At 33.8% G+C, this 18,093-nt stretch carries 19 protein-coding genes; 9 read left to right on the plus strand and 10 right to left on the minus strand.

The window, feature by feature from the left end; genetic code table 11:
• The first annotated feature begins 1 nt into the window (after position 1).
• The 4 genes from pncA to ACIGAM_RS16740 all read left to right on the plus strand — a co-directional run bounded on the left by pncA (position 2) and on the right by ACIGAM_RS16740 (position 2,893).
• Positions 2-610 carry a bifunctional nicotinamidase/pyrazinamidase gene (gene pncA, locus ACIGAM_RS16725; RefSeq protein ID WP_396512622.1) on the plus strand — a complete coding sequence of 203 codons (609 nt, stop codon included), beginning with the start codon at positions 2-4 and terminating at the stop codon, positions 608-610.
• A gap of 288 nt (positions 611-898) precedes the next feature.
• Entirely contained in the window at positions 899-1,501 is a 603-nt protein-coding gene (locus ACIGAM_RS16730; protein WP_396512623.1) for an SET domain-containing protein, read from the plus strand.
• A 365-nt stretch (positions 1,502-1,866) separates the two neighbouring features.
• Entirely contained in the window at positions 1,867-2,259 is a 393-nt protein-coding gene (locus ACIGAM_RS16735) for a hypothetical protein (protein WP_396512624.1), read from the plus strand.
• A gap of 274 nt (positions 2,260-2,533) precedes the next feature.
• On the plus strand, positions 2,534-2,893 hold the full coding sequence (locus ACIGAM_RS16740) for a MauE/DoxX family redox-associated membrane protein (protein WP_396512640.1): 360 nt from the start codon (positions 2,534-2,536) through the stop codon (positions 2,891-2,893).
• 53 nt (positions 2,894-2,946) lie between these two features.
• On the opposite strand, the gene ACIGAM_RS16745 is transcribed toward ACIGAM_RS16740, so the two are convergent.
• Positions 2,947-3,531 carry a hypothetical protein gene (locus ACIGAM_RS16745; RefSeq protein WP_396512625.1) on the minus strand — a complete coding sequence of 195 codons (585 nt, stop codon included), beginning with the start codon at positions 3,529-3,531 and terminating at the stop codon, positions 2,947-2,949.
• A 215-nt stretch (positions 3,532-3,746) separates the two neighbouring features.
• On the opposite strand from ACIGAM_RS16745, the gene ACIGAM_RS16750 reads away from it, so the two are divergent.
• Complete coding sequence (locus ACIGAM_RS16750) at positions 3,747-4,625, plus strand: AraC family transcriptional regulator (RefSeq protein ID WP_396512626.1); 879 nt, start codon at positions 3,747-3,749, stop codon at positions 4,623-4,625.
• Positions 4,626-4,889: 264 nt separating this feature from the next.
• A complete protein-coding gene (locus tag ACIGAM_RS16755; protein WP_396512627.1) occupies positions 4,890-5,750 on the plus strand; it encodes a helix-turn-helix domain-containing protein in 861 nt (286 codons plus the stop codon).
• A gap of 3 nt (positions 5,751-5,753) precedes the next feature.
• On the opposite strand, the gene ACIGAM_RS16760 is transcribed toward ACIGAM_RS16755, so the two are convergent.
• Complete coding sequence (locus ACIGAM_RS16760; protein WP_396512628.1) at positions 5,754-6,530, minus strand: S1/P1 nuclease; 777 nt, start codon at positions 6,528-6,530, stop codon at positions 5,754-5,756.
• 228 nt (positions 6,531-6,758) lie between these two features.
• Here ACIGAM_RS16760 and ACIGAM_RS16765 point away from each other — a divergent pair, with 228 nt between their 5' ends.
• From ACIGAM_RS16765 to ACIGAM_RS16775, 3 genes are all read left to right on the plus strand, one after another.
• On the plus strand, positions 6,759-7,262 hold the full coding sequence (locus ACIGAM_RS16765; RefSeq protein ID WP_396512629.1) for a hypothetical protein: 504 nt from the start codon (positions 6,759-6,761) through the stop codon (positions 7,260-7,262).
• Positions 7,263-8,183, plus strand: coding sequence for an alpha/beta hydrolase (locus ACIGAM_RS16770; protein ID WP_396512630.1), 921 nt, complete (start codon positions 7,263-7,265; stop codon positions 8,181-8,183).
• A gap of 138 nt (positions 8,184-8,321) precedes the next feature.
• Positions 8,322-9,065, plus strand: a complete 744-nt coding sequence (locus ACIGAM_RS16775) for a DUF4369 domain-containing protein (protein ID WP_396512631.1) — start codon at positions 8,322-8,324, stop codon at positions 9,063-9,065.
• Positions 9,066-9,142: 77 nt separating this feature from the next.
• On the opposite strand, the gene ACIGAM_RS16780 is transcribed toward ACIGAM_RS16775, so the two are convergent.
• From ACIGAM_RS16780 to ACIGAM_RS16815, 8 genes are all read right to left on the minus strand, one after another.
• A complete protein-coding gene (locus ACIGAM_RS16780) occupies positions 9,143-9,409 on the minus strand; it encodes a hypothetical protein (RefSeq protein WP_396512632.1) in 267 nt (88 codons plus the stop codon).
• A 41-nt stretch (positions 9,410-9,450) separates the two neighbouring features.
• Positions 9,451-10,419 (minus strand): type I phosphomannose isomerase catalytic subunit, encoded by a 969-nt coding sequence (locus ACIGAM_RS16785; protein WP_396512633.1) that lies wholly within the window; start codon positions 10,417-10,419, stop codon positions 9,451-9,453.
• A 9-nt stretch (positions 10,420-10,428) separates the two neighbouring features.
• A complete protein-coding gene (locus ACIGAM_RS16790) occupies positions 10,429-10,875 on the minus strand; it encodes a peroxiredoxin (protein WP_396512634.1) in 447 nt (148 codons plus the stop codon).
• Between the two features lie 3 nt (positions 10,876-10,878).
• On the minus strand, positions 10,879-11,289 hold the full coding sequence (locus tag ACIGAM_RS16795; RefSeq protein ID WP_396512635.1) for a 6-pyruvoyl trahydropterin synthase family protein: 411 nt from the start codon (positions 11,287-11,289) through the stop codon (positions 10,879-10,881).
• The gene (gene idi / locus ACIGAM_RS16800) at positions 11,286-11,804 is read right to left on the minus strand and encodes an isopentenyl-diphosphate Delta-isomerase (protein WP_396512636.1); all 519 of its coding nucleotides are present in this window, start codon (positions 11,802-11,804) and stop codon (positions 11,286-11,288) included. The genes ACIGAM_RS16795 and idi overlap by 4 nt, the downstream gene beginning before the upstream one ends.
• 102 nt (positions 11,805-11,906) lie before the next feature.
• Complete coding sequence (locus ACIGAM_RS16805) at positions 11,907-13,832, minus strand: OmpA family protein (protein WP_396512637.1); 1,926 nt, start codon at positions 13,830-13,832, stop codon at positions 11,907-11,909.
• A gap of 20 nt (positions 13,833-13,852) precedes the next feature.
• Entirely contained in the window at positions 13,853-14,824 is a 972-nt protein-coding gene (locus tag ACIGAM_RS16810; RefSeq protein WP_396512638.1) for a type IX secretion system membrane protein PorP/SprF, read from the minus strand.
• Positions 14,825-14,838: 14 nt separating this feature from the next.
• A partial coding sequence (locus ACIGAM_RS16815; RefSeq protein ID WP_396512639.1) for an Ig-like domain-containing protein occupies positions 14,839-18,093 on the minus strand: 3,255 nt, incomplete at its 5' end.

The following is an 18,093-nucleotide window of genomic DNA, read 5'->3' on the forward strand; positions in this document are numbered from 1 at the left end:
GATGAAAGCGCTTATTATAATAGATATGCAAAATGATTTTATGCCTGGAGGGCCACTTGCCGTTCCAGGTGGAGATCAGATTATACCACTTATAAACAACCTCCAACATAAATTTGATTTAGTAATTGCAACTCAAGACTGGCATCCTGAAAATCACTCGAGCTTCGCTGATAATCACCCTGGAAAATCTGAATATGACAAAATAAATTTGAATGGTATTGAGCAGGTTTTATGGCCGGTTCATTGTATTCAAACTACAGGTGGTGCAGACTTTCACCCACACTTAAACGCATCGCGTATAGAAGCTATTTTTAGAAAAGGAACAAATTCTAAAATTGATAGTTACAGTGGATTTTATGACAATGCACATGAAAAATCTACGGGTCTGGCCGGTTACCTAAAAGGAAAAGGAGTTACCTCTTTATATTTCTGCGGTCTGGCTGCAGATTATTGCGTTTCCTATTCGGTTTTAGATGCAATCAAAGAAGGTTTTAAAGTAACACTTTACGAAGATGCTACCCGGGCGATAGACAAAGAATCATTTAATAAAATGAAAGAAGAAATTCTTGATAAAGGTGGTAGAATAAAAATAGCTGAAGAACTGGCTTAAATGGTTTTTCAACTTTAAGATTTAGGTGCTTAAAAAATTAATTTCAAAGAGAGGAAAAGCTAATTGTTTTTCCTCTTTTCTAATTTCAATAAGATTTAAAAGTTACTAAAAAATGCTCGTTGAACATTGATTTTAAATCAATTATTAAAACTCATAAAATATTTCTACGCTAACAAATAATTGTGAATTTTCAATTAAAAAAGTAATTAAATTGGGTTGATTTTTTGGGGATAGCACCAAGAATGATAATACAAAACAACTTTTACAAACCTAATTTAAAAAGCTTTTATGATTCACCCACACACCGAAATTCGCTTTATAAATGACCAGGTAGGCCACGGCGTAGTTGCTACACAATTTATACCGGCAGGAACAATAACTTGGGCATTAGACAAACTTGATCGTGAATTTACCCCCTTAGAATTCAAAAAATTAGATGTGCTCTATCAAAACATTTTAGAAACCTATACCTACCGAAATAAATTAGGTAACCTTGTATTATGTTGGGATAACGGCAGGTTTGTAAATCATAGTTTTAAATCTAATTGTTTAAGTACAGCTTACGATTTTGAAATAGCTATTTGCGATATACAAGCCGGAGAGCAACTAACTGATGATTATGGATATCTAAACGTAACAGAACCATTTACCGGTTTTGATGAGGGTACAGAGCGTAAAACTGTTTATCCTAACGATTTATTAAAGTATTCTGAAATTTGGGATGCCCAGGTAAAAGCAGTGTTTTCAGAAATTATAAGCGTTGATCAACCTTTAAAGAGTCTGATTTCTAATAGTACCTGGAAGACGATTGAAGATATTATTTCACAAAAAATTGAAATGGCCTCAATCGCAGAAAATTATTATAATCCTCACTATATTGTTTCTGTATAAATATTTCATTTTTAAAAACATATAGACGCCTTACTTGAGTAGGGCGTTTTTGTATGTATTAATGCTTAAATCAATTACTTAATTATATACTATTAAATATACCTGAAAATCATAAAATTTGTAATTAATCCTATAAAATGAGGAAATCTGTAAAGAAAAATGAATCTGTAATATTATATTGCGAGCCTATATATCTATAAATCAATTATGTTTAATTGCTGATACAGATACATATTTTTGAAATCACCCCAATGAATTCAATTTTATTACAAATATTATGATACTAACTCAACATCTTCTGCTGCAGTTGTGGCATAGCATCGTTTTAATTAGTTTAACTACACGAACTCAAAAACACCCTTGAAATGGAGCTCGGTCACAAAAAAAATTCACCCTATTTAACACTAGGTATCGCACTTATTTGGGTTGTTTTAATACTAATTAGACTATTTGCATCAAATTCACTTAGCTGGTTTGATATTTTAATGATAGGTTTAGCTCTTTATTACTTTAGCAAATTTTATTATTTGAAAACCCACCCCTATCTAAAATTAACTGAAACTCATTTTGTTAAATACTGCATCTTAAAAAATACACAAATTCCTATAGCATCATTAAAAGGTTTTCACAGCAATAAAACGGGAGATTTTGTACTTGTGGGCAGTAACAAAAAAATATGGATTTCATCCAAAGCAGTTGATCAAAAGTCGCTTTCAAAATTTAAAAAGCACCTTCAAGATTTAAAATTCAGTTCATAAATAGTTGCTTAACGCCTAGAATTAATGAGAGATCATTAGAACTAGTGTTTAACTATCATAAAAGCAGCAACTTATAGATATCTTACTAGTTTTTAATAGATGAAGCAGGAGAATGCTATAAGATGTAAAGAAGAATTTATCATTGCAGTCTAATGGGACTAATTTATTATAAGTTTGTAAGACTTAATAATTTTCTAAATTCTTAAGGCTGAATTTTATTGAGTCGAGAATATATCTAGTCAAACACTACAACACCTTGTAAAAAAATAATATGATAAATTACCCGTGGCACCTATTTTTGATGGCAGCAATGTATGGCTTTGCTGGTTTAATGCACTTTATAAAACCAAAAGCTTATTTACGCATTATGCCTAGATATCTACCACAACCAAAAGCATTAGTTTACCTGAGCGGTCTGGCAGAAATCGTTGTAGGCATAGGACTTTGTTTTCCAGAAACTAAAAATATTGCCATATGGGGAATTATATTAATGCTGGCTTTATTTTTAATGGTTCACTTTTATATGCTTTCTTCAGCTAAAGCAGGCCTCAATCTCCCAAAGTGGGTTTTATGGGGTCGTATAATTTTACAATTTGGCTTAATGTATTGGGCTTATATTTACCTGTCTATTTAAAATAAAAAAGCCCTCAATACGAGGGCTTTTTTATTAGAATTAAGCTTGTTAGCTTAGTCAATCATTACTTCTTTTGAGAAATAATCTTTACCTATTGAAATGCCTATGCGGTAAGCTCCTTTTCTAAGCTCAGAAAGATTAAGTGCTTGTTTAACTACAAGACTTTTATCTGATATAGATTCTATAATCTCACCATTTTCATCATAAACACGAGTTGTAGTCTTTACTTCTTTAGGATTAGTAAAAGAGATTAAAACAATGCCATCCTGTATTTTGTAGTTAGGCTTAAAAATAGTTTTGCTCTCATCACTTACAATGTCAAGACCATTAACTTTCTTATCTATTGTAGTATAAGACTTAGCGTAGTCATCTTCATAAATAAGATAATACTTTCCACTTGGAAGATTTTCTAAACTTAATGTTTTAAAATCATTTGCTAAACTTCCTGCAAATTCACTGTACAGTTTTTCACCTTTAGCATCTTCCAGATAAATCTGGGCTCCTTCCATTGCATTTGTATACTCAACTTTAACCATAAAGTTTTCGTTTACAGTAACTGCGATTCCGTCTGCGGCACTTAAGTTTAAGCTAAAAGCTAAAACTAATACCATTACCAAAGTTTTAATTGTTGTCTTCATAGTTTTGGGTTTTTCGTGATTTATAAATTTCACATTACAAATGTACGAGCGTTACGCATCTAAAAACAGAAGCAGTTGTGCTGATTAATGTGGTATTTTAACCTTACAAATTGATTATATATGCTTTTTGTGAAAACTATACATATTTGGGTTAATATTGTATCATAAAAACACTAATAGGTTGTATACATTTATATTGAACTAATAAAAAGATTATGATTAAGTCTGCAAAGCCTGCATTCGAAAAAATAGAACCCGGTTTTGGAAGTTCATTTTCCTGTAGAACGTATGATGAAAATAATGAGAATAATAGTCATACGTTTTGGCATTATCATCCTGAACTTGAGTTAGTTTACGTTAAAGGTGGTACTGGTAAAAGGCAGGTAGGTAGTCATATATCGTATTATCGTAATGGAGAATTAATACTCATAGGTTCTAATTTACCCCATTGTGGATTTACAGATTCCTTAAATAACTACGAGCAGGAAACGGTAATACAAATGAAACCTGATTTTCTTGGTGAATCGTTTTTTGACATTCCTGAAATGCGCAGTATAAAAGCATTATTTGAGAGAGCTAAAATGGGAATCGTATTTCACGGTGAAGTTAAACGTATCGTAGGCGCGAAAATTGAATTACTCAAAGATGCTTCAAATTATGATCGCCTGTTAGGTTTACTTGAGATTCTTAAACATTTAGAAACAGCAGATAAATATACCGTGCTAAATGCTCAGGGTTTTATACTAGAAACCGAATTACAAGATAATAATCGAATAAACGTCATATTCAACTTTGTTAAGGAACAATTTAAGAGACAAATTGCATTAGAAGAAATTGCAGAACTAGTAAGTATGACTGTACCCGCATTTTGTCGGTACTTTAAAAAAATAACCGGGAAAACATTCACACAATTTGTGAACGAGTATAGACTTGTACACGCCGCAAAACTACTTCACGAGAAACCTATAAGTATTACAGATGTATGCTTTGAAAGTGGTTTTAATAACTTCAGTCACTTTAATAAGCAGTTTAAAAAATTTACAGGTAAAACACCTTCTACCTACCGTAATGAACTAAAATTTATAATATCCTAAAGACTTAAACCATTTAGTATTTTTAAAAGTTTTTAAAGTTCTGCAGTATCCTTATATTTAGGTTAAAATGTACATTCTTAACCCTAAGTTAACATATAAACCGCTTATAATCATAATATTATACTATCTTTAAGAAGCTCTCCCCTCTTGAGTTTTTTTTTAAATATAGTTTCTAAAAATTTATTCTGTAAATTCTTATATTAGTAAAATACAGAACCAAAAGACCCCTCATCATAATGATCTATCAATCAAATCTCTCGAGTTATGACTCAACTGAATATACAAGACATATTTTTAATAGAACGCTTTACGACCTCGAGGTGGGATAGTCAACCTAAGCCCTGTTTCTACTTTGAAATTATATTTATTGAAGATGGCAGCGGAAGAGTAAGTCTCAATGGTAAAGTGATATCCTATAAATCGAGAGATATTTTTGTTTTTAAACAAGATGAGTTGCCTGACTTTAAAATTCACGAAACAACCACATTTGTTATTTTTAAGTTTACAAACTTATTACTAAGCAGCAAAATAAGTTTACCCGATAGACAATACTGGTTGAGACGCAGTGAGTTTATATTAAATCATCCTAAAAGAAAATTCCAAGAAGCTATAAATACTACAGAAGATCGCGATCTCATGTGGAGGCTTGTATTTTTCATAAGAAAAGAAAATACAGATAAACAGCAGTATTACCTTCACATAATTGCAAATATGGTAAGTACTACACTAAGCGTCATAGCTCGAAATATAACGGAATCTAATTCAGAAAATAAACTTGTAAAAGCTACAGTTAAATTAGATCGTATTGAAGAGATCTATGCCTACATACGATATAATATATACGATTCTAGCTTACTGAAAATTTCAACAATTGCTAAACATTTTCAGATAACCAGTAGTACTCTAAGTAACTACTTTAAAAAAGAAACAGGAAACTCCCTTCACAATTATATTATATTGTACAAATTAGGCATTGCCCAGGAAAGACTCACACAGTCTAATTTTACCGTATCACAAATAGCAAACCAATTGGGATTCACAGACGAAAGTCACCTTACGCGTATATTTAAAAAATACTGCAAGGTGACTCCTAAACAATATAAAGAAACTTATATAAAAGAATAAAAACTAGTCAAATAAGCTATTGAGTACAGAGGCGAGTCTTACACCTCCTTTTTTTATCTGCTCCTGTAAGGTATCAAAATTATCTACCTGATATCTATAACTTAATTTTTCACCTACTTCGGCAGAAGCATATACTTGTGCAGCTAATTCCTGTCCTTCATTAACCCAGTCTAACAACGTTCCTGAGGTAAGGGCTTTTTGTTCTTTTTTACTTACTTTACCAAAATTTTCTGCAAGTTCAGAATAAGACATTCCATAACTATCTATCATTTTGCTGTCCCACAATGAGTGTAAATTTGTACCATCATTAAACCAGCGCACCTGTACATCATTTCCTCCTTTATCTTCAGCATTACCTAGATGTAGTGGTTGATGCAAATCACCTATAAAGTGTACTAATAATTTTAAATGAAAGGCCTTTTCCTCTTGTGTGGTTGTTTTAGAGATGAGAACCTCTTTACATTTATTGATTGCAAAAACTAAATCACCCTCAGGATTCTTAGTATCTTCATAATACGTTAAACCAGGAGCGATATTAACATAGTGCCACGGGCTATATTTTCTAAATTCCTGGTAACTTTTTATATCATCTCCATAAGTAGAAACGGTTATCAGGTTTTCTTCACCTAAAAGTTTGGCAATAGTTTTTTTAGTTTTAGAACTTAAATAATGTTCTGCAACAGCAGCCGTTGCTCTATGACCTGTTTTTCCCCAATCATTTGCTTGTAAAAAATTTGAACTCAAGATTATCGCAATAAGCACTATACAAATGTGTTTCATCTTTATTTTTTTTTGCAAATCTAAGCGAATCTTTATCGAAATATTAGAAAGAATAACCTCTAAAAAATCATTTATCATTAAACCCCTGAAATAAAATTGTTTACACATATAATTTGAAATTAAGAAGACTAAAACATTTAAGGTTAACTTACGTTTTAAAAATTATGGTTCCGTAATTTTAGTAATAACTTTACACTACTATTATAATTTATAAGAAGCATATTGAATATGAAAACTTTTAAAGAAATACAGCGTTTTGATCAATGGTGGTTGAGACTACTATTGATTGTCATATTATGTATTGCAATAAGTCCACTTGTTATGGATTATGATACCTTGATCTTATCCCGTTTTGAGATTGCTTCTGTAGTACTGAGTATTCTGGTGATTCTTGGTCTTTTTATAGGTTTCTGGTATATTTTTAAATTAGAGACAGTTATTGATGAGACAGGAATAACCTATCGCTTTGTCCCTTTTCACATTAAATCTCGTTTTAGATCCTGGAAAGAAATTAAAAGTGCTACAGTACGTAAATATCATCCTATACGCGAGTATGGTGGTTGGGGATATCGCATCTCATTTACAAAACGAAAGGCTCTAAATACAAAAGGAAATAAAGGAATTCAACTTATCTTTAGTGATGGAAATGAACTCCTACTAGGCACTCAATATCCAGAGAAAATTCAAGCTATTTTAGACCACTATAACATACCGGCAAATACCATTTCCTAAATGAAATTCTTTATTCTTTCCTTTTTTCTTGTAGTGATATGCAAAACCCATGCTCAGGAATATACAGAGTCTGAAATTCGAGTAAATAGTTTTATTAACGGAACATTACTACACGCAAAATCTTCAAAAGACACTCTTGCCATAATAATAGGAGGTTCTGGTCCTACAGATCGCAATGGCAATCAACGCACTGCTCAAAATAACAGTTTAAAAAAACTCGCTGAAGAACTTTCTAAAAAAGGTATTTCTACATATAGATATGATAAAAGAATTTTCACTTTAATACAGGAAAATGCCCTTATAGAAGAGAAAATTAGTTTTGATGATTTTGTAACTGATGCTGTTTCGGTCATTGACTATTTTAAAAAGGCAGGCTTTATTAATATCGTGCTCATAGGCCACAGCCAGGGTGCCTTAATTGCTACACTTGCAGCAGAGCAGCGTGATATAAGTCATCTAATAGGTCTGGCTGGTGCAGGCCAGTCTATAGATAAGCTTATCTTAGATCAACTAGAAGTACAGGCTCCGGGGCTTGTTGAAAATGCAAAACAAGCATTTACAGATCTTAGAGAAAAAAATAAATCAGAAAAGTTTAGCGTAGGCTTAATATCTATTTTTAGGCCCTCTGTACAGCCTTTTATGAAAAGCTGGATGAAGTATGATCCTGCTGAGGAATTGTCAAAAATTAACGCTCCTATACTTTTAGTAAACGGGACAAAAGATCTTCAGGTTACAGCTAAAGAAGGAGAGCTTCTAAAAAATTCAAATAGCAATGCAAAAGCAGTAGATATTGATGGCATGAATCACGTACTGAAAATCATTGAAGGTGATGAATTAGAAAACTCTAAATCTTATAATGAGCCCTACCGTCCTGCTGCAGAAGAACTCATAAATTTAATAGTTGATTTTGTACGCTCTTAAAAATATATTTTAGAAAAGGTGCATCATTTCATAGGGCGTCTATTGAAATTTTTAGAAATATAAATAGCCTGATTCAATGTCTACGCTAGTTTTTAAAGAAGATTTTAGGCATATTTGTACCGGAACAAACAAAAACTAATGCGAATTAAATTTACTCTTATTATCATTTGCTTAACTACATTAGTAGCTTGCAATAAAGATTCAGATTTTACCTTAACCGGAAAAATTAATGGTTTAAAAAAAGGAAAACTTTATTTACAACGTGTAGAAGACACAACACTTGTTAATATAGACAGTCTTATAGTTGAAGGTGATTCTGAGTTTGAATTCTATGCTAAACTAAAAGAACCTCAGATTTTATATCTAACTCTAGAGAAAGTAGATGCTTATGAATATGATGATCGTATAATGTTTTTTGCTGAACCCGGAGAGATGACTTTGAATACCTCTTTGAAAAATTTTGAAAGTCAGGCTGCCATTACCGGTTCTGAAAACCAAATTAAGTTAGAAGAGTATAATAAAATAATACGCCGTTTTAACGACGAAAATCTTGATCTGATTAAGAAAAATTTTGAAGCACGTAAACAAGAAACAGAAGACTCTATTATTTATTACGATCAGAAGCTGCAGAATTTAACCAAGCGTAAGTATTTATATACCGTAAATTTTGCAATGAATAATAAGCAATTTGAGATCGCTCCCTATTTAGCAATATCTGAAATCTTTGACGCCAACTTAAAGTATTTAGATACCATATATAATTCTTTAGAACCTAAAGTAAAAAAGTCTAAATACGGTAGTGTCTTAAAAGACTTTATAAAAGACAGAAAGACTTCAGACAATGAGGAGGCAACTACAACAGTAACAACAGTAGAAGAGTAAGAATAACGAAGTCGTTAAGTATAAAAAATGCCCTAAATCTATAGATTTAGGGCATTTTTTATGATCGTAGATATTGCTTAAAGAGCATTTACACGCTCAATAAGTGCTCTACCTTTAGTCTCTAATTCTGCATTTACTTCTTTAAGATGCTTACTTCTGTTTTCAACTTTATTGTTATTCACTTTTGCGATTAATTCATCAAAAGTTGCAATAGCGTCATCAACAATTGCTTCAGATTTAGTACGATCTTCTTTAGGATTTAAAGCTTCCCAAAGGTAAACTGCGTCTATAATATCACCTAAAACAAAATTTATATCTTTTTTAAGGTCTCTAATATTTGCCATAATTTAATTTTTTGCAAAAGTACGTTTATTTTACGCACGATTTATAAATACACTTCAAGAATTTCACAAGACGCAGCTTTTAAAACAACTCCAGCATTTTTAGCAGGTATTAGCAAAGTTTCCCCAGCTGCAAGTTTGCCTTCCTCACCGCTTCCTGAATAGGCCAACTCACCAGATACGATTATAATAATGGTGAATGAATCAACTCTAGCAATACTATATTTGTTATCGTTTATATGTACCCAATCTGTTTTAAAGTACGTATGGTGTTTAACTGTTTGCGCTGTATTTATGGCTGTACGATTATAATTTAGCTTAAAATCTTCAGTGAGCTCAAAGTCGAGAACTTCACGAGACTCTGCAACGTGTAAATCTCTCAAATTTCCAGAATCATCTTTACGATTATAATCATAAACTCTATAGGTAACATCTGATGTTTGTTGAATTTCAGCTAGCATAACACCACCGCCAATGGCGTGTATACGACCTGCATTGATAAAAAAGGCATCCCCTTTTTTAACTTTGTGTTGATTCATAACATTTTCGATACTCAAGTTTTTAATATGCGTATCATAATCTTCTTTAGAAATCTTCTCGCTAAATCCTACTGTAAGCTCTGCACCGCTATCTGCCTGCATAATATACCACATCTCAGTCTTTCCTACCCCAGTAGGTGAAGTCTCATCAGTAGGGTGTACTTGTATTGAAAGATCACTCGCTGCATCTATAAATTTAATGAGTAAAGGAAATTGAAGCCCAAATTGTTTATAAACGCGTTCTCCTAAAACTGAAGCAGGATCTTTTGCTATAATTTCTTTTAAAGTAGCTCCCTTTAAAAAACCATTTTTCACAATACTTTGCCCCTCTTCTAAGTCTGCAATTTCCCAGCTCTCCCCTAATTTAGCGGCAGAATTATTACCTTTATTAAATAGTTCATTCAGTTTATTTCCGCCCCAGATTTTTTCTTTTAAAACGGGTTCAAATGTAAAGGGATAAAGTGTGTTACTCATAGTCTGAAATTATTCATTAGTAAGCGCTTTTAACGCTTTTGAAATATGATTTTTAGATTTAATACTATTATAGCGCATTATTAAAGATCCCGATTTATCGAAAACAAATGTCTCCCTACCCGGTAAAAGCCCCATAAGCGATGACTTAACACCAAATTGTTTTCTAACTTTTCCTTTAGTATCTGATAGCATTATAAAAGGAAGTTTATGTCTCTTTGAAAATTTTGCGTGGGATACAGTATCATCAGAGCTAACACCTATTACTTCTGCTCCTACATCTTTAAAATCTTCATATTTATCTCTAAATTCACAAGCTTCTGCAGTGCAGCCGGGTGTAAAATCTTTAGGATAAAAATAAATAACTACAGCCTTACTCTCAATAGTCGTTGAACTAAACATTTCGGCATGCTGATTTTCTAATTCAAAAACGGGTAGTTTATCTCCTAACTTTATCATAGCTTAACTTCCCGAATACGTGACAAAATTACGAGGCGTCTCATACAGTGTAATTTCAATTTTAAATTTAGCCTCTAATTTCTTACGAAGCTTATTGTAAATTACCACACAAATGTTTTCTGCAGTTGGATTTAAATTTGAAAATTCTGGTACATCAAGATTCAAATTTTTATGGTCAAAAGGTTCTTCGATTTCAGATTTTATTAAATCTTTTAAAATTTTTAAATCAATCACAAAACCGGTTTCAGGATCTATATCTCCAGTCACCGCCACTATTAGATCATAATTGTGCCCGTGATAATTAGGATAGCTACATTTTCCGAATATTTCAAAATTCTTATCAGCATCCCAGTCTGCTCTAAAAAGCCTATGAGCAGCGTTAAAATGCGCTTTTCGCTTAACTGTTACACTCATTGCTCAATATGTTTATAAAATTTATCAAAAATGATCTTAAACCATTCTGTATACACATTAGGATTACTAATCATATCTATTTTTATATCCTCTAGAGACATCCACTTCCATTCTGACACTTCATCAGGATTGAGGTTTGGCAAACCTTCATAATTTCCTAGAAGTATATGATCAAATTCGTGCTCAGTTAATCCATTATCAAATGGCGCTTTATATATAAAGGAAATGCTTTCATCTAAATCTGTAACAAAACCCATTTCTTCCATAAGTCTACGCTTACCAGCAGCAATATTAGATTCACCCTCACGCTGATGACTACAACAGGTATTCGTCCATAAACCCGGAGAATGATATTTATGTAAAGCTCTTCGTTGTAACATAAGCTCTTTGTTTTCATTAAAGACAAATACTGAAAATGCCCTATGTAATAAGGCTTTTTCATGAGCTTCCATCTTAGGCATTAATCCTACTTGTTGATCATTTTCATCAACAAGAATGACAAGTTCTTCATTCATATTTCTTTTTAGTTGTAAATGTACAAATACAACTAAGGGCTTACAATAGAAAAAGCCTTCTTATTCAGAAGGCTTTTGGGTATTTGTTATATTAAATGCGCATTAATAGTCTTGAACAATAAATTCACTTCTACGGTTGAGCTGGTGATCTTCTTCACTACATTTAACACCATTACTGCATTTATTTAAAAGTTGTGTCTCTCCATAACCTCTACCGGTTAATCGCTCTTTGTCTATACCACCTTTTTCTATGATATAGTTTATTGTAGATTTATTTCGTCTTTCAGATAAAGCTAAGTTATAGGCATCTACTCCTCTACTATCTGTATGAGATCTTACGTCTATTTTCAACATAGGATACTCTTTCAATACTTCAATAATTTTAGCTAACTCAACAGCTGCATCAGGACGTATATTTGATTTGTCAAAATCAAAATAGATAGGATTAATAAGCTTACCTAAATCAAAGTCTGGAGGAATACTTGTTATAGATTGTTCTAATTCTATAATCACAGTAACATCACTACTCTCTTTAGGTACGTTAATTAATTTCTCTGCAGTACTATATCCTTCTTTTTCTGCCCTCACGAAATAATCAGTGTCGCAATTAGGATTTTCAAATAAATAAGAAGCGTTCGGTTCTTCAGTTTCACCAGAAACTATAAGCTCATTTTCTAGATTACGAACCCCTACTAAAGAATTATTTAGTGGTTTCCCAGTAGCTTTATCTACAACAAGAATGGTCACTTTACTGTCACAAGCAGTACGTACAAAACCGTATATATCATCATCTAATGGGTCATTAGCTCTATTAGAAGCAAAATAACCGGTTTCAGATTCAGTGTCATATATAAATGTAAAATCGTCTTTAGTGCTATTTATAGGCTCACCAACATTAGTTATTTCGTTTTTTTCAGAATCATAACTGTAAATATCTAAACCTCCTAAACCACCACGGCCATCTGTAGAAAAATAGAGTTTACCATTACTATCAACAAATGGAAATGTTTCTCTTCCTGGTGTATTTATACCAGCACCTAAGTTTTCAGGAGTACCGAAACCACCGGCATCTGTTAGCTCAACTTTCCAAATATCAGATTCTCCAAAAGAACCATCACGGTCTGACGCAAAATATAAGGTTTTACCATCTGGTGATAAGGCGGGATGGGCTGTTGAAAAAGAATCACTATTAAATGGAAGTTCTGTAGCTACCCCATACTGACCGTTGCTTCCTTTTACAGATTTATAGAGCTTAAGTTTATTTGTACGCTTAGAATCACTTTTATATTGATTTTTAGTGAAGTTGTTTCTTGTGAAATACATTGTAACCCCATCAGCAGAGAAAGTCGCTGTACTTTCGTGAAACTCGGTATTTACCGGGCCCTTTAATTTACTTGCAGACTTAACTTGTCCATCATCTTCAATAGATCCTGTATATAAATCTAAAAAAGGTTGGTTATTCCACTTATGAATTCGTGTTGACATTGTACCTGTATCTCTGGTAGATGCAAACATCAATTGCTCACCAAAAAATGAAGGTGCAAAATCTGAATAGCCCACTGTATTTACATTAAGTCGTTGAATTTCGTACGTACCATTTACATAACCTGTACGAACTTCTGCAGTAGTTCCATTATAATAATCTGTGCCTTCAGTGCTCATAAGCTCCTTGTAGCGCTTAATCATTTCAAGAGATTTATCATATTCTTTAATAGCTCTCAAAGTCTGGGCGTATCTAAAATACTGGTCTGGAGTTACATCAGCAGGGTACTTTTCTACTAATTTATTATACCACATTTCAGCTTCCGTGTAGTCTGCATTATAATAAAATGCATCTCCGAGCTTGCTAAAAAGTTCTGAAGACTCATAACCAGCTTCAGCAACTTTTAAAAATATCTTTTGAGAATCTACAAAAGCATACCTGTTGAATTGCTTGGTTCCATTTGCTATTTCTCGCTCCTGAGCATTAATGCTAAATGAAGCTAGTGATAGCAAAATTACCAGTGTAAAAATAATTTTTTGATTCATGGGGTTGAAAATTTAGGGAATTAAAAGAATCGCGGCGTAAGCATTCTGTTGTACTCCTTGAATAATTCAAAGCGTATAAAGAGTTCGTAGGTACCGTCATTATATGTTGCGTTACCAAGATCTGTGCTTTCTCTGTCATATGCAAAACCTATAAGCATTCCATCAGAAACCTGAAATCCTACAAGACCGCTTAAAGCAGCACTCCATCTGTAAGATGCTCCTAAAGTAAGTTTATCATAGAATAAAAAATTTGCATTTACGTCAACTGCTAAGGGAGCACCAGCTACCATTTTAACTAATGTCGAAGGTTTAAATTTTACATCTCTACCTATATCAAAAACATAACCTGCTAAGCCATAGTAATGAATACGTTCTTCAGCTACAAAAGTTTCTGCTCCGCTTGTACCACTTCTTTCAAAATGATCTGTCTGAAGTAAATAAGGTGCAGACAAACCTCCATAAAACTTAGAATCGTGATAGAATATCCCTACTCCCACATTAGGAGAAAGCTTATTATCTATATTAATCAGAAATGGATCACCAGCATTAAAAGGATTTGTTCTGCTAAAATCTACATCTAATAAATTTAAAGTTCCTTTGATACCAAAACTGAATTTACCCTCTGCTCCTGTTTCTATAGTATAACTAAAATCTCCACTAAAATTAGTTTCTCTAGCCGGTCCCAGCACATCATTCACTAAGCTAAATCCTACACCTACTTTACCCAATCCTACAGGACTATGTACTGAAAGATTCTGTGTTCGAGGCGCACCATCAAGGCCTACCCATTGACTACGATGTAACAATACAATACTGGTAACCCCTCGGTTACCTGCGTAAGCAGGATTTATTACCAAGGGATTATACATGTATTGTGTATACTGGGGATCTTGCTGACCGTAACTAGATCCTGCAAAAAGCAAAACAACTAGTACAATTAACTTACCTAAGTTTTTATTCATCGTCATAAGCTTGTTACTATAATTACTCATTGAGTGATGCTTTATTAATTAATGTATAAGAATGAAGCCAACTTACGTATTTCTCCACTATCTCGTTCGTAAGTAATGATGTAATAGTAAGTACCTGTAGGTAAACGCTCACCTCTTCTTACGGTTGCACGACCATCAGAGAATCCTCTAAATGCATTATCTGAATTAGGATCGTATGCCTTAGTACTGAACACTTCTACACCCCAACGGTTAAATATTTGAACCGTATTATTAGGGAAATCAGTTATGTTCTGTATCATAAATACATCATTTAAACCATCACCGTTAGGAGTCATAACATTGTATACAATGATATCCTCTCTATCTAAAACACCATCTAATCTTGTAAATGTAGGATCATTCGTTGGATCACCATCTTCATTATCTGGATTATCAACTGTTTCCACTTCATCATCACCGTTATCTGATAAATCCTCTATAACATTTCCGTTTGTTAATAAACCACTACCTATAGCCTGGTTAGTAACACCTGCGTTTTCAATGTCATCCTGAGTAATTACATAGATAGCACTAAAGGTGTCTGTATCTATTGCTCCTGCTGCTAAATCAATAGGACCTCCTGTTACAGTAACTAGTGGATCATCGATCACTATATCAAATATAGCTGTTTCTCCAGTATTTCTTACCGTAAAGGTATAGGTAATAGTCTCTCCAGCTTCAGGTAATTGATCACCATCCTCGTCGTTCCAAGTTCCAAATTTATATATACTAAGACCTGTTAAGCCTGGAGTATTTGTAATAGTTGGATCATTTGTAGGATCACCATCACCATCATCATCTACAGTTTCATCTCCATTGTCTGATGTATCAGTTACATCCTCATCAAATGGATCTTTACCTGTTGCTAAAGCAGAGTTGGTTACAAATCCTGCTTCAATATCATTTTGAGTGATTGTATAACTCGCTGTTACAACACCAACATCGCCCGGTGATAAATCTGCCGGATCTATAGTTAATCCTGTAATACCTAAGAACGCATCATCGATAACAATACCACTTACAACAGTATTGCCAGTATTAGTAACCGTGAAGGTATAAGTTATTGTCTCCCCTACTTGTGCAAATGTATCAGCGTTTTCATCATTAAATATTCCTGTTTTCACAAGTTGGATTAAAGGATTCGGTTTCTCTGAGACTAAAATATAAACCGTTGCTGTATCAGTTGCTACAGGTGAACCTGCATCAAATATCTGATATGTAAATTGATCATTACCTGCAAAGTCTGTATCTGGTGTATAGATAAAAGTACCGTCGGCGTTAATAACTACTGTTCCGTTTGCAGGACCATTAGCAGGTGACAATGCCACATCTACAGATTGTGTTTGTCCCTCTGGATCGGTATCATTATCTAAAACATTACCACTTATACTCTCATTCATTTCTCCAAAATAAGCATCATCATTAGCATTTGTAATGTTACCTGCATCAGGTATAACATTAATTATTACAATTGCTGAATCACAAGCTTGTGGATTACCGTTGTCACATACTGTATATTCAAAACTATCTTCTCCAACAAAACCAGGTCCTGGAGTGTAAGTATAGCTTCCATCAGGATTAACTACTACTGTTCCGTTAGCAGGATTTGTATTACTAGTTACAGTAATTGGATCACCATCTGGGTCGAAATCATTACTTAGTACATTACCATCAATACTAACTCCTACCTCTGTAGTATTTGTATCAGCATTAGCTACCGGTGGGTCATTCTGAGTTGTTTCAAGAGGAACAACTTGAATATATACCGATGCAGTATCACAAGCTTGAGGACTTCCACCGTCACATATTTGATATGTAAATGTATCATCACCTATAAAGTCTGTGTTTGGTGTATAGGTATAGCTTCCGTCAGGATTAAATACCAAAGTACCGTTTGTAGGCTGTGTTACTACTGTGAAAACTTCTGAACCGGCAGGACCGTCAGGATTCTCATCATTAGTTCCTACGTTACCACTTACCGGCTGGTTAACAAACGTATCATTGATATCAGTAACTGCTAATATGGTATTACCTCCATTTGGACTAGGATCAATACTGATGTAAACCGTTGCTGTATCAGTTGCTCCATTAGCATCTGTAATCGTATAGGTAAACTGGTCTGTTCCACTATAGATTCCATTTGGAGTATACGTAAGACTACCATCTGCTAGTATAACCACAGTTCCATTTGATGGATCTGTATTTGAAGTTACTGTAAAGCTATCTCCTTCAGGATCGCTATCATTAGTGAGTACATTTCCATTTATAGTTTCACCAATGAAACCAAAATAAGCATCATCGTTAGCTACAGTTATATTATTTGCATTTGCAATTACATCTACAGTTACAATCGCAGTATCACATAATGCTGGTGTACCACTATCACATACTGTGTATTCAAAACTATCCTCTCCTGTAAAATCTGGGTTTGGAGTATAGGTGAATGTTCCGTCAGGATTAACTACTACTGTTCCGTTTGTTGGATTTGTATTGCCAGTTACAGTAAGAACATCTCCGTCAGGATCAAAGTCGTTAGTCAATACATTACCATCTACAGGAGTGCCTGCTTCAGTAATTGCTGTATCATCATTAGCTACAGGTGCTACATTATCTGGAGTCCCTTCAGGGATCACTTGTACAGTTACGTCTGCACTATCACAAGCCTGTGGAATACCTGCATCACATACCTGGTAAGCGAAAGTATCTTCACCTATAAAGTCTGTGTTTGGTGTATACGTATAGCTTCCGTCAGGATTGAATACTAAAGTACCATTTGTAGGCTGCGTTACTACTGTGAATACCTCACTTCCAACAGGACCGTCAGGATTCTCATCATTAGTTCCCACATTGTCACTTACCGGTTGATTCACAAACGTATCGTTGATATCGTTGATCGCAAGGATGGTGTTAGCCGCACTAGGATCTACAGTAATGTATACAGTCGCTGTATCTACCGAACCAGCTGTATCTACTATGTCGTAAGTAAACTGATCTGAACCACTAAAGCCTGCATTAGGTACATAGCTTAAGCTTCCGTCAGCTGCTAAAGTAACTGTTCCGTTTGCAGCATTGGTGTTTCCGGTTACAGCTAATGGAAGGTCTCCTTCTGGATCGCTATCATTAGTAAGGACGTTTCCGGTTATTTCAGCTCCTAAGTATCCGAAGAATGCATCGTCATTAGCTACTGTAAAGTTTCTAGTATCTGCAATAACTTCGATAGTTACCGTTGCTGTATCACATAATGCTGGTGTACCATTATCACATACTGT

The organism is Leeuwenhoekiella sp. NPDC079379 (assembly GCF_044542075.1).
Taxonomy (GTDB): domain Bacteria; phylum Bacteroidota; class Bacteroidia; order Flavobacteriales; family Flavobacteriaceae; genus Leeuwenhoekiella.